The sequence below is a fragment of the Marinococcus sp. PL1-022 genome (assembly GCF_033845285.1).
Lineage (GTDB): Bacteria > Bacillota > Bacilli > Bacillales > Marinococcaceae > Marinococcus.
The window spans coordinates 812,307-825,375 of sequence record NZ_JAWXCX010000001.1; the positions used below are offsets into that span (position 1 = coordinate 812,307).

The following is a 13,069-nucleotide window of genomic DNA, read 5'->3' on the forward strand; positions in this document are numbered from 1 at the left end:
CTAATACCCGGGAAGGAAAAAATAAAAGCTCCCGACTTGGGAGCTTCTACCGTTTTTTTCGTTCAAGACCCATGGCCCGCTCTGCTTTTGCGAGCATTTTTGAGGAAGCCTGACGGGCCGTTTCGGCGCCCTGGTCCAGGATGTTATCGAGCTCCGAAGAGTTCATCAGATCAGCGTGGCGCTTCTGAAGCGGTACGAGAATATCAGCAACGGCGGCACCGGTCTCTTCTTTAAGAGAGCCGTAGCTTTCTGAGCTGAGTTTCTGCACTGCCTCTTCGATGCTGATGTTTTTGGAAATGGCGTAAATAGTAAGGAGGTTGCTTACTCCGGGTTTGTTTTCAGGATCATAGCGAATCTCCCGTCCGGAATCGGTAACAGCGCTTTTCATTTTCTTCATGATTGTCTTTTCATCATCAAGCATGGAGATAAAAGCCTTTTGATTGGAGTCAGATTTGCTCATTTTTTTCTCTGGGTTCTGAAGAGACATAATCCGGGCTCCGCTGCCCGCGATTTTTGTTTCCGGAACAGTGAATATATCGTTGTACTGTTGGTTGAACCGTTCCGCGAGTGTCCGCGTCAGCTCGAGGTGCTGCTTCTGGTCTTCCCCGACAGGGACAATATCTGTCCCGTATAACAGGATGTCCGCAGCCATCAGCGGTGGGTAGGTCAAAAGAGCGCCGGGCACGCCCGAGCGGCCCTCCGCTTTGTCCTTAAACTGGGTCATGCGCTCAAGCTCCCCTATATAGGCAATGCATTGCAGCATCCACCCAAGCTGGGCGTGGGCAGGAACTTCCGATTGAATAAAGATGGTTGCTTTTTCAGGGTCAAGCCCGGCAGCGATATACAAAGCTGCGAGGCTCCGGGTGTTGTGCTGAAGCTCCTTCTTATTTTGGGGTACTGTAATGGCGTGCTGGTTTACGATACAAAAAAAGCTCCGGTAGCCTTTCTGTAAGTCGACAAAGTGTTTTATTGCTCCTAAATAGTTGCCGATGGTTGGCGTACCACTCGGCTGGACGCCGGAAAAAACGGTTTTCATAAGTATACATCCTTTCGTTGTCAAAAACTTATTCCTGTCGGCCTTTATACTTAAGGACAAGCACAGCGGCCCATTCAAATACGAGTAGAATAAAAAGCAGAAATCCCGGCCAGGCGGGGAAATCGGACAGCCGCGCCTGAAGGACAAGCGCTGCCCCCCACAAGAAAGCTGTTACGGCCATCCATAAACGTATCCGGTCTGTCATAGCTTCATCACCACTCTGATCCGAGACCAATAAACGTTAAATACGAAGCAATAAAATAAACGATGACAAGCGTGATGGAGGGCCAAAGGTAAAAGGCCGGTGTTTTTCGTTTACTGCCCCGGAGGACAGCATAAAATACTATGGCAGCGAGGAGCGTGATGCCAAGAGAAGTCACGAGGTTTGTCCGGCTTGCAGCGGAAATGATCGGTTCGCCTCTGTAGAAAATATCGCTCAGGGCAAGCAGAGTCAAATTGAAGAGGTTGCTGCCCAAAATGGATCCGAGAGCCAGGTTGTAGTTTTTCAGCTTCATCGCTACATAAACGGAAACGGCTTCGGGAAGCGAGGTCGAAGCAGCGATTAAAAAACTTCCGATAAAACTCGAGCCGAGTCCGGTGATGACGGCGATACGGTCACCGGTGGTAGTGAGAACCGTACCGGCAGCGAGCGTAAATAAAGCAGCGATAATAAACCCCGTTCCAGCCTGGCGCAGAGAGATATCGGGTTTTTTCACGTCCTCTTCTTCCTCATCAGGAATGACGCCTTCATTCTGACGGTTGGCCCAGACAATCCCTGCTGCATAGAGGACCAGAAGCATGAGCGCATCAACGCCGACGCCAAAAACGCTCCAGGAAAGCTGCAGTAGAAAAGCCGCTCCTGTGACAAAAGCAAGCACGGCCCCCAGACCGGCAGTGTATGTATGGCCGGGGGAGACGCGGTTAAACAGCTGCTTACGGCGATAAAAAATATCGAATGCAGCAATGATAAGAATATTAAACAGGTTACTCCCGAGCACGTTTCCCACCGCAATGTCCGGGTTATCCAAAAATACGGCCGTTAAGCTGGTGGTAACCTCGGGCAGCGAAGTGGCCCCGGCCAGCAAGAGGGTACCGACCATCATACCGCCAAGAGAAGATTTTTCACTGATGATGTCGGAGTACGAAGACAGCTTGGTAGCTGCGATAACTGTAACGACAGCTGCCACAAAAAAGAATAAAAAGACCAACGATGTATCTCCTCTCACAAACATTATTTCAATGTAAAACGCTTTAGAACAGGGTTAGTGTATCGTAACTTCCCCCCAAGGTCAAAAGGAAGAAGCGTGAAAACCCCTTCATCTATGTAAATATTGGATGACAACGACTATAATAAAGTAGAAAGATTTCAAAGGAGGACTACAATGAAGATATTTGCCGTCTTACTCACCATGAAGGATGAAGAAAAATCACAAAAGTACCGCCCGCAGCATTTGAAGTTTCTCGAAGATGAAGAGCTAAATGGAAATGTGCTTGCGTATGGACGTTTCGTCGACGGCGCCGGCGGTTTAATCATGTATCGCGGAGAAGAAGAGGAGGCCGTCCGGGAAATAGTGGAACAGGATCCTTACATACAGCTTGGCGCCCGGGACTACCATATGCATGAGTGGGATATGAAATCACATGTATGGACGAAAGGGGAATAGTACTTATGAAAAAAGCTGCTTTCATCGGACTTGGAAACATGGGCATGCCGATGGCCCTGAATATTTTGAATAAAGGATTCGATGTCTACGGGATCAATAAAGGAAACGAAAAAGAAGACCGCTTTCAGGAAGCCGGGGGCACTACCGGCATTACCCCGGCAGAGGCGGCTGAACAGATGGATATCGTCATGACCTGTCTTCCAAAACCGGAGCATGTAGAAGAAATGATGCTCGGTGAAAACGGCGTTATTACACACGCCTCGCCGGGACTTCTCGTAATTGATTTCAGTACCGTCTCTGCAGAGCTTCATGAAAAGATCGAAGCAGAGGCGGCGCAAAAGAATGTAGATTATCTGGATGCTCCGGTAAGCGGCGGTACGACAGGGGCTGAAGCCGGAACACTTGCTGTAATGGTTGGCGGAAGCGAACAGGCTTTTGAAAAAGCCAGAGCGATTTTTGAAGCAGTGGGAAAAAATATTACGTATGCCGGGAGCATCGGCAAAGGAACAAAAGTAAAGCTGATTAATCAGTACATGGTAGGTATGCATACTGCAGCGGTAAGCGAAGGGTTAACGATGGCGGAAAAAGCCGGAGTCGATCTGGAAATGCTTCATTCCGTTATCACAAACAGCATGGGACAAAGCAAAATCTATGACCGGCACTATACGGAATTCCTTCATGAAAACAAAGAGGAACCCGGATTTGCTCTGGAACTGCTTTTAAAGGATCTTGGGCTGGCCAATGAAATGAGTGATCGTGTTGGAGTACATCCCAGGGCAGGAAGAGAAGTCCTTTCTTTATTCGAGGAGGCGGAGCATGAAGGGTTTGGAAAAAAAGACATGAGCAGCTTGTTTAACTACGTGAAAAACATCGAAAAATAAAAAATATGTAGACACAGAACCTGCCTTCCTGCGTGAAGGCGGGTTCTTTACGTTTTACGAATGCATAGCTTCAGCAACGGCCTGCTCAAGACGATCGTCAAGAGAAGACAGGCGGGTGAAGGCCTCTTCTTCAGTGATAGTCCGGTAGTGATGGCGTCCGGACGGCTCTTCATCGAGTTCATCTGCATCAGCCACCACCTGCTGCAGCGGGGTCCGCTGAATATTGGCAGCCGGGAGATAGGAATCGGTATGAAGTAAAACAGCCATACTGACCTCCTTTGCCCGTGACGGATCTTCGCCGAGCCGGATTAAGAGCTTGTGCGCACGCTCTGCTCCTTTGATGGCGTGAATGTCGTTTGTACGGTATTCTTCGAAATCCCATTTTCCATTTTTGTAAAAAAGATAATGGCCCATATCGTGCAGAAAACCGGCTTTCACTGCTAAATCCACATCCACGTTTCGTTCTCTGGCAAGCTCTAATGCTATATCAGCCACGCGGATGGCATGGGCGAGTCCGGAACGGCGGACATATTTTTGAGTAATAGGGTGCTTGTAAATATCAATCATCGTCACTCTGCTCATTGGTGCTCCTCCTTTATAGATTATTTTGCAAAAGGGACCCCGGCCGATGAAGGCTGAGGACCCTGTGGAAGTATCGCAAGTTTTAAAGATATTTTTAACATTATAATAACTAAATGCCCAGAATGCAAGAGAAATGAAAGATTAACTAACATTCAATAATTATTTAAATATGAATATTAAGTAACAAAAATTAGCGGAAAATAAAAAAGATGGTTGGTAATATATATATTTAAACGTATAATTAAACTAAGAAAAAAATTCCATTAAATAGTGACTATTGGATTGCTTTTTTTACAAAAAATAATGAAGGCAGGGACAACATGAAAAAAAATTTAGGTATTTGTGCCTTAGCTGCTGCATTAACTGTTACCTCGGGATTGACTGCAGCAGAGGCAAAGGCGGACGAAGGAAACGGGAGCGATCTGGCTTCAATGACAACTGGTGGACATACATTAACACTTGCAGGCAGCATGCCGCGCTTTACATATGATTCGGGACTTAATTTCAGCTATCCGGAAGAAGGGGTCAAAGGAATATATGTTACTGGCCATTCGGCGGGAGGCGATCGGATGGATAAGTTAATTGATCTGGTTGACTCGACAGATTTAAATGCCATGGTAATAGATATTAAAGATGATCACGGAAACTTAACGTTCAGCGTCCCGGAAGGATCAGACCTCCCTGATATAGGAAAAAATATGATCAAAGACCCCGAAGCGCTGATGAAAAAACTGGAAGAGCATGATATATACCCGATCGCAAGAATCACAACTTTTAAGGATAATGTACTTGCCAACAAGCATCCGGAATACTCCTATCAGACAAGCGGGGGGGACACATGGTCGAATGGAAGCGGCCATATGTTTACAAACCCTTTTATGAAAGAAGTCTGGGATTATAATCTTCAGATAGCGGAAGAGGCAGCCAGGCTTGGTTTCCAGGATATTCAGTTTGATTATATACGTTTCCCGGAAGGATTTGAAACAAGGGATGACCAGCTCAAATATTCCACGGGAGATTATGATAGCGGAGACGACAATGTACAGGAACGAGTGGATGCTGTTACGGATTTCGTCGCCTATTCTGAAGAGACGCTTCAGACTAAGTATAATGTAAATGTTTCAGCAGATATCTTCGGCTATTCTGCCACCCAGGAACGGGCGCCGGGCATCGGCCAGGATTTTCGGTTAATCTCTGAGAATGTAGATGTTATCAGCTCCATGATTTACCCAAGCCACTGGGGAAGCGGCTATTTTAATATCGACAAGCCGGATACAAAGCCGTACGAGGTTATCGATGCCTATGCGGAGGCAGAAAACAAGATTTTATCTGGTCTTGATGAGCAGCCGACAACCCGGCCATGGATTCAGGACTTTACTGCAAGCTATTTGGGAAGCGGTAATTATCTGCAGTACGGAAGCGCCGAAGTGGAGGCACAAATCCAGGCGCTGCAGGATAACGGCATTGAAGAGTACCTGCTTTGGGATGCCCAGAACTCTTATTCCAAAGGTACGGATTATACGCCGTAAAAAGCATAATCCAGAGGGGCGGAAGTTAAAGACCGCTCCTTTTTGCTGTGCGCACGAGCGAGAAAGAGCAAATGCAACAACGTCCCACTGTGAGGTTAATATGCCGGGAAAAGCGCTCTCAAGAGTCTTAAATAAGTACTGAAGACACTTACTATATAAAGGTATTCGCGTTATAATAAAGATAACACAAATTTGGGGGTCATTATGTCTAAACTAAACTGGTACGAAAAATTGAACCAATACTTTCCAGTTGAAGAGATGAAATCTAAAAAGCATATGGAAGTTCTGCTGGATGAAAAAGGTGATATTTACCATAAGGATGAAGGGCCTCTTCATGTTATGATGTATGTAGAGACAGAGGAATTTGTTTTTATCGATTATTTGCTGGTATCGAAAGAAGCAAGAGGGGAAGGTCTCGGGCAGAAATTACTTGACAGTCTGAAAAGTAAGAATAAACCGATTATTCTGGAAGTGGAGCCTCTTGATTACGAAGAGAGTGATACGACAAAACGATTCCGTTTTTATGAAAGAGCCGGCTTTCGTCAGGCGAAATCCATTGGCTACAGCAGAATTTCCCTGGCAACCAATGAAGTGAATACGCTCGAAATTTTATACTGGTCGCCGGACGATGCCTCGGAAGAAGTTATTTATGAAAAAATGAAGCATACGTACAAAAACATTCATACGTATAAGGATGAAGAAATCTACGGAAAAGCGTATCAGGACGTGACGGAAGTTCTTACGTATGATGACAAAGACGAATTGAAGAACGCTTAGAAAGGAGGGCGAAGAGGTTATGAAAAATGCGGTTGCAAAAAAACGCAGGAAAATGAAAAGAGAAGTGCTCAGAGATATGCTTAAAAAGAACCTCAAGGGCCTGAATAAAGAAAAATCGCCCGAAAAGGGCGTTCCGACTCCTTCAAGACACACCGCTTAATACAGTGCAGGCGCAGCTCATAGAAGCTGCGCTTTTTTTGACGAAAGGTTTAAGAGTCGGGCTGCGGTGGAAAACCCTAATTTGTAATGAAAATTGGAGGGTTTCTGATGCAGACACATCAACTGTACATTAACGGAGAATACGTAAACGCTTCTAGTGATGAATATATTGAAATTGAAAATCCGGCTACGGAAGAAACGATTTCCCGAACGGTAAAAGCAACAAAAGAGGATGTGGACAAAGCTGTTGCAGCCGCCTCTGCTGCCCAAAAAGGGTGGGAGCTGACACCAAATATCGAACGCGGAAAAATTGTCCGTGCCCTTGGAGATAAAATAGAAGAGAATAAAGACCGGTTTATTGACCTTCTTCAGGAAGAGCAGGGCAAAGATTATGGTCTGGCAAGCGGTGAAGTGGATCTTGCCATTGATTATTTCCGCTATATGTCCGAGTGGGCAAGAAGAATAGAAGGAGAAATCCTGCCAAGCGACCGTGAAAATGAGAATATCTTTATTTATAAAAAACCTATTGGTGTTGTCGGCGGTATTGTGCCGTGGAACTTTCCAGTGTTTATTCTGGCCAGAAAAGTGGCAACAGCGCTTGTCACCGGCTGCACGATTGTGCTGAAGCCAAGCCAGCAGACCCCAAATACAGCTGTCGAATTTACAAAGCTTATCGACGAAATGGACGAAGTGCCAAAAGGGGTTTACAACCTGATCACAGGCACAGGCTCAGAAATAGGAAATGCTCTGGCTTCCCATGAAAATGTAGACATGATAACAATGACCGGAAGCGTGCCTGCAGGAACGAAAGTAATGGAGGCTGCGGCGCAGAACATTACAAAAGTTAATCTCGAACTCGGCGGGAAGGCACCGGCCATTGTAACGGCGAACGCAGATATTGATACTGCAGTGAAGCACATTACGACCTCCCGGCTTGCTAATAACGGCCAGGCCTGTACAAACGCAGAACGGGTATATGTGCATGAAAGCATAGCTGAAGAATTTACCAAACGTCTGCAGGAAGCGTTCGAACAAAAAACAATGGGAGACCCGCGCGCATCCAAAAATGCTGACGTCGGCCCGCTCGTGAGCAAAGACCGCCTCGATGAAGTGCACGCGATGGTGGAAAGTGCTAAAAAAGACGGGGCAAAAGTAGTTGCCGGCGGTGAACCAGGCGATCAAAATAAAGGTTATTTTTACAAACCAACGGTGATCAGCAACGCCCGGCATGACATGGAAATCATGCAGGAAGAAATTTTTGGTCCGGTTATCCCTATCGATACGTTCCAAACGCTTGATGAAGCAATTGAAAAAGGCAACGATACTGTCTTCGGTCTTTCTTCCTCCGTTTATAGTGAGGATATGAATGAAATTATGAGAGTTGTCAACGAACTGCGCTTTGGCGAAACGTACGTCAACCGGGAAAATTTCGAAGCTGTCCAGGGCTATCACGCCGGCTTCCGGAAATCCGGACTCGGCGGCGCCGATGGCAAGCATGGAGTGGAAGACTTCTTAGCTACTCACGTTGTTTATATGCAGTACAATAACGAAAAAAATTAAAGAAATTTGGCTGGAGGATGAACCTTCAGCCAATTTCTAACGTATATATGGTAAGGGCGGAAATAATTAAATGAGTTGTTGAAAAACAAACCAGGTAATTGAGAATCGTTCATTTAAAGTAAAAAGTGAACAGTTTAAATGAATTGTCACAAAACGTTAACAAATTGTGCGCTTAGAAAGTTTTAGAACCATGTTGAAGAGGTATAAATAAAGTATTGTTGAATTAAAGTCCAAAAGTATAAACATTCACAAACCAGTTAAAACCTCTTTTCAAATTAGAATAATTATTGTATAATAATCCTGTGACTAAAAAGCAGAGAATATTATACGTTGTTTTCGCCCATTTTACTCCCATAGTTGGGGAAGGAGAGATTTGTTAACATGGTGACATTGCTTACATCTCCAAGTTGTACATCCTGTCGGAAAGCGAAAGCATGGTTGGACGAACATGAGATCGCTTATAATGAAAGAAATATTTTTGCGGAACCTTTAACTGTGGATGAAGTGAAAGAAATTGTCCGCCTGACGGAGGACGGCACCGATGAAATCGTCTCCCGCCGCTCAAAAGTATTTCAGGAATTAGACGTGGAAATGGAAAACCTTCCATTGCAGCGCCTTTTCCAGTTAATCAGCGAACATCCCGGTCTGTTGAGACGGCCGATCATTTATGATGATAAACGTTTACAGGTTGGATACAATGAAGCTGAAATCCGTCGCTTCCTTCCAAGAAAAGTCCGTACTTTTAACTTGATGGAAGCGCAAAAAATGGTAAACTAAAAAGAAAGAAAAATTTCGGCGCCGGTCGGAATTTTTCTTCTTTTTATAATTACGCTTTGTTTTGCTAAAATGAGTTTCTTTCCTTGACATGAGTGTGATTTTATCTGAAAATATAAAACCAAACCAGTGTTAAATTATTGATGCTCCGCTCCCTCAACGAACGTTGCATCCTGGGATGAGCACAACTCACAAAGGGTCCAGTACGGCGCTATGATTAAAAGGATTACTATATGTTATTGTTAGGGTATAGTATTTCATAGTAAGTAGAAGACGACCCTAGCTTGAGGAGGGAGAAGAATAGTGGAAATCGAAAGAATCAACGAGTCGACAGTGAAGTTTTACATTACGTACACGGATATTGAAGACCGCGGTTTCGATCGGGATGAGATTTGGTATAACCGTGAACGTGGAGAAGAGTTATTCTTTGATATGATTAATGAAGCTCACGACTTAGAAAACTTTGAAATAGAAGGACCGTTATGGATTCAGGTACAGGCACTTGATCAGGGTATGGAAATTGTCGTCACTAGAGGTCAGGTCACCGATGGAAATGTGAAGCTTGAAATTCCGGTATCAGAAAACAAAGAGGAAGCTCCAGTGGACGATAACATCGTGGACATGCTTGATGAACAATACCGTTCGTCTAAATTAGACAGAAACGGGTCTCTTGAGTCTGAGGATCTGGAAATCGTTATTTCCTTCCAGGACATGGAGGATTTGATCAGCTTGAGTAAGGCCTTCCATGTATCGGATGTTCACAACGAAGTATATTTCTTTGAAAATCGGTATTATCTCTATTTAGTATTCGATCAGCGTTATACAGAGGATGAACAGGACAACATGGTGAGTCACGTGCTGGAGTATGGTAATGAATCTGATCTGTCTATTTTCCGTATACGTGAGTATGGTACGACGATTGCATCTGAATATGGTCTCCAAACCTTCAATGAAAACTTTTCATAATTGTGTGTATCTCTAAAAGGCTGGCGTGTGACGCTGGTCTTTTATTTTTATTTTACATACCCCCTCCCCGCATTTTATCCCCCGGAAAAGAAGGCTGATCTCATGTTTAATGCTCTCAATGCGGACGGCCGGGCAGTTTCAAGCCTGGATTCCGCCAATTCTCCCCCTTACTACTGCCCGGAGTGCGGGCACGAAGTACATCTGCGTAACAAATCAAATGCCCGTCCTCATTTTGTTCATCCCCGGCGTGCAGACTGCCGCCTGCTTTTTGGAGAATCCAGGGAGCACACCCAGGGGAAGACCCTGCTTGCCAGCTGGCTTAAAGATCAAAATCTTTCTCCAGTTATTGAGAAGCAGCTGCTGGAGGAGGGAAGAAGGGCGGACGTATTCGTCCAGTGGACAGAGCGCGAAGTGGCGCTGGAGATACAAAGGAGTACGATTGATTCACCACAGCTTTTGACGAGAAGCCGTACATATGCAGAAAAAGGAATCCTTCCACTGTGGTTTTTTTCATCAAAACTGGTGCAGCGAAAAAATGCTGGGAGTTGGTTTTGGAACGAAGCAGTATGGTCTTCTATACTTTCCGGATATTTTAATGCGGTGCCTGTGCTGAATCCCTCTTCCCGGGAGCTTTCGATCGTGCAGCCGCTTTTTGAAGCTTCGCCCAGGCGCATAGCAGCGTGTGCCTTAAGAATCCCTCTGGCTGATATAAAGCTGGAGTGTTTTTTCACTCCTTTGAAGCTTTCATTTAACTGTATTGAAGAAATACTTGCACATAAAAGCAAGTGGCGCTTTTCGTCTTATCAATTTAAAGGGTGCGCACAGTATTGGGGCAGCCTGGATATATATACCCGGCACCTCTCTCATATTAGTCTTCATCCTGCCGACCTCGGCTGGCCGACACCGTATTGTTATGTTTTCCGGGGCCCGCCGCTCGTATGGCAGACCCTGTTGTTTTACCGGGTTATTTACCAAAAAAATGATACATTGAACAATATTTTAATTCTAGTGCAAAAGGATCCGTTGCTTTCACCATTGATACGCCCTGGTTTACGTACGGAAGTTTATCTGCGTCATGCGGTCTGGCATTTTTTGCAATGGCTGAAGGCCCGCAAGACGGTCTGTGTTCATCAAGGGCGCTGGCACTTGAAAAAAGATCTGTCGTTTGAAGCATCGGCGGAAAAGGGATGGTCGCAGGATCGCAGTTTAGCTAGAAAATTCACGGCATATACTAAAAAGCTTGAGGCAGAAAAACGATTCATTGGAACAACTGGAAATAGTTCGATACAATAGAAGAGAAAGATAAAGGGAGGTGCGTTCCATTGAGTTCATCTGCTGTAGAACAACTGCCAAAACGCGAAGAAATCAGTGAACAGTATAAATGGAATTTAGAGGATATTTTTTCAAGCAATGAAGGATGGGAAGACGAATTCAAGCACATTCAAAACCTGATTCCGGCAATCGAGTCGTATAAAGGACGCCTCGGGGAATCGGGTCATATGCTGTATGAAGCCCTGCAGCAGCAGGATAAAATTACAGAGCGTTTCAGTCGCTTATTTGTTTATGCGCATATGCGTTATGATCAAAATACAAATGAATCGCTGTATCAGGGAATGGAGGACCGTGCAAGAAGACTGGCGAGCCAGCTTGGCCAGGCTACGGCTTTCCTCGTGCCGGAAATTTTAACTATCCCTGAAAAAACAATTCAAGCATTTTATGAGGAAGAGCCGGAGCTTCGATTGTATGAACACGCACTTGATGCTATCAATAAAGAACGCCCGCATGTGCTGACAGAATCAGAAGAAGCACTTCTTGCGCAGGCTTCTGAAGTGATGGCTGTGCCGGGAAACACCTTTGGCATGCTAAATAATGCAGATATGGAATTTCCGTCCATAAAGGATGAGAACGGAAACGATGCCCAGGTGACACACGGACGTCTGCTGAACTTTCTGGAAAGCGATGACCGCCGTGTGCGCGAAGAGGCTTTTAAAGCTGTCTACAGCACCTACAGCAGGTTTAAAAATACAATTTCAAGCACGCTGGGCGGACAGGTGAAAAAGAATACTTTTAATGCAAGTGTCCGTAAATATCGTTCAGCTAGAGAAGCTGCGCTGAGCAATAATCATATTCCGGAGAAGGTGTATGACCAGCTTATTTCGACCGTTCATGATTATCTCCCACTGCTTCACCGTTATGTGAAGCTGCGTAAGCAGGTGCTTGAACTCGATGAGATTCATAACTATGATTTGTATACGCCGCTGGTCAAGGACATTGACATGAAAATGACGTACGAGGAAGCAAAAGAAACCGTTCTTGAAGCGCTGCAGCCGCTGGGAAAGGAATACACAGAAACAATTGCCGGCGGATTTGAAAAAGGCTGGGTAGACGTTTATGAAAACGTTGGAAAACGGAGCGGAGCCTATTCCTCCGGAGCTTATGGGACAATGCCGTATATTTTAATGAACTGGCAGGACAGTATTAACAATGTATACACGCTGGCCCATGAACTCGGACATTCGATGCACAGCTATCTGACTCATCAAAATCAGCCTTATCCTTATGCTGATTACACCATTTTCGTGGCTGAGGTAGCTTCTACTGTCAATGAAGCGCTGCTTACCAGACACTTACTGGCAAAAACGACAAATAAAACAGAAAAAGCGTATTTATTGAACCAGTACCTCGAAGGCTTCCGGGGAACGGTGTTCCGTCAGACAATGTTTGCTGAGTTTGAGCAGTTAATCCATGAAAAGGCAGAAGCAGGGGAAGCACTGACGCCCGATCTGCTGAACGCGCTTTATTATGAGTTAAATGAACAGTATTTCGGGCCGCATATGACGCTCGATGATGATATTGCGCTGGAATGGGCAAGGATTCCTCATTTTTATATGAACTTTTATGTTTATCAGTATGCCACCGGCTACAGCGCTGCGGCTGCTTTGTCCCAGCAGATTGTTGAAGAAGGAGAGCCTGCGGTGGAACGCTACCTGCAGTTCCTGAAATCGGGAAGCTCGGATTATCCGATCGAAGTTCTCAAAAAAGCAGGAGTCGACATGACTACTTCGACTCCGATTGAACTGGCCATGAAGTCCTTCGAAGATACCTTGAATGAACTGGAAGAACTGCTGCTTCAATAAAAAA

13 protein-coding genes are annotated in these 13,069 nt (G+C 45.2%); 9 read left to right on the plus strand and 4 right to left on the minus strand.

Translation table 11 applies throughout. The annotated features are described in order from the left end of the window. Nucleotides 1–46 precede the first annotated feature (46 nt). From trpS to SIC45_RS04135, 3 genes are read right to left on the minus strand one after another with little or no spacing between them, the layout of a single operon-like run. A complete protein-coding gene (gene trpS / locus SIC45_RS04125; protein ID WP_319631165.1) occupies nucleotides 47–1,036 on the minus strand; it encodes a tryptophan--tRNA ligase in 990 nt (329 codons plus the stop codon). Between the two features lie 28 nt (nucleotides 1,037–1,064). Beyond that, complete coding sequence (locus SIC45_RS04130; RefSeq protein ID WP_319631166.1) at nucleotides 1,065–1,241, minus strand: hypothetical protein; 177 nt, start codon at nucleotides 1,239–1,241, stop codon at nucleotides 1,065–1,067. Nucleotides 1,242–1,248: 7 nt separating this feature from the next. Continuing rightward, complete coding sequence (locus tag SIC45_RS04135; RefSeq protein ID WP_319631167.1) at nucleotides 1,249–2,244, minus strand: sodium:calcium antiporter; 996 nt, start codon at nucleotides 2,242–2,244, stop codon at nucleotides 1,249–1,251. A 174-nt stretch (nucleotides 2,245–2,418) separates the two neighbouring features. Between SIC45_RS04135 and SIC45_RS04140 the strand changes: the two genes are divergently transcribed. Then, nucleotides 2,419–2,700 carry a YciI family protein gene (locus tag SIC45_RS04140; RefSeq protein ID WP_319631168.1) on the plus strand — a complete coding sequence of 94 codons (282 nt, stop codon included), beginning with the start codon at nucleotides 2,419–2,421 and terminating at the stop codon, nucleotides 2,698–2,700. Between the two features lie 5 nt (nucleotides 2,701–2,705). Then, complete coding sequence (locus tag SIC45_RS04145; RefSeq protein WP_319631169.1) at nucleotides 2,706–3,581, plus strand: NAD(P)-dependent oxidoreductase; 876 nt, start codon at nucleotides 2,706–2,708, stop codon at nucleotides 3,579–3,581. A 54-nt stretch (nucleotides 3,582–3,635) separates the two neighbouring features. On the opposite strand, the gene SIC45_RS04150 is transcribed toward SIC45_RS04145, so the two are convergent. Then, nucleotides 3,636–4,163, minus strand: coding sequence for an HD domain-containing protein (locus SIC45_RS04150; protein ID WP_022793245.1), 528 nt, complete (start codon nucleotides 4,161–4,163; stop codon nucleotides 3,636–3,638). 320 nt (nucleotides 4,164–4,483) lie between these two features. Here SIC45_RS04150 and SIC45_RS04155 point away from each other — a divergent pair, with 320 nt between their 5' ends. The 7 genes from SIC45_RS04155 (at nucleotide 4,484) to pepF (ending at nucleotide 13,065) form a co-directional block, all read left to right on the plus strand. After that, nucleotides 4,484–5,692: a putative glycoside hydrolase gene (locus tag SIC45_RS04155; protein ID WP_319631170.1), complete on the plus strand. Its 1,209-nt coding sequence runs from the start codon at nucleotides 4,484–4,486 to the stop codon at nucleotides 5,690–5,692. 204 nt (nucleotides 5,693–5,896) lie between these two features. Continuing rightward, nucleotides 5,897–6,469, plus strand: coding sequence for a GNAT family N-acetyltransferase (locus tag SIC45_RS04160; RefSeq protein ID WP_091614512.1), 573 nt, complete (start codon nucleotides 5,897–5,899; stop codon nucleotides 6,467–6,469). A 267-nt stretch (nucleotides 6,470–6,736) separates the two neighbouring features. Then, a complete protein-coding gene (gene aldA / locus SIC45_RS04165; RefSeq protein ID WP_319631171.1) occupies nucleotides 6,737–8,188 on the plus strand; it encodes an aldehyde dehydrogenase in 1,452 nt (483 codons plus the stop codon). A 381-nt stretch (nucleotides 8,189–8,569) separates the two neighbouring features. After that, a complete protein-coding gene (gene spxA, locus SIC45_RS04170) occupies nucleotides 8,570–8,965 on the plus strand; it encodes a transcriptional regulator SpxA (protein WP_022795164.1) in 396 nt (131 codons plus the stop codon). Nucleotides 8,966–9,265: 300 nt separating this feature from the next. Beyond that, nucleotides 9,266–9,928, plus strand: coding sequence for an adaptor protein MecA (gene mecA, locus SIC45_RS04175; RefSeq protein ID WP_319631172.1), 663 nt, complete (start codon nucleotides 9,266–9,268; stop codon nucleotides 9,926–9,928). A 102-nt stretch (nucleotides 9,929–10,030) separates the two neighbouring features. After that, nucleotides 10,031–11,221, plus strand: coding sequence for a competence protein CoiA (locus SIC45_RS04180; protein WP_319631173.1), 1,191 nt, complete (start codon nucleotides 10,031–10,033; stop codon nucleotides 11,219–11,221). A gap of 29 nt (nucleotides 11,222–11,250) precedes the next feature. Continuing rightward, on the plus strand, nucleotides 11,251–13,065 hold the full coding sequence (gene pepF / locus SIC45_RS04185; RefSeq protein WP_319631174.1) for an oligoendopeptidase F: 1,815 nt from the start codon (nucleotides 11,251–11,253) through the stop codon (nucleotides 13,063–13,065). Nucleotides 13,066–13,069 lie beyond the last annotated feature (4 nt).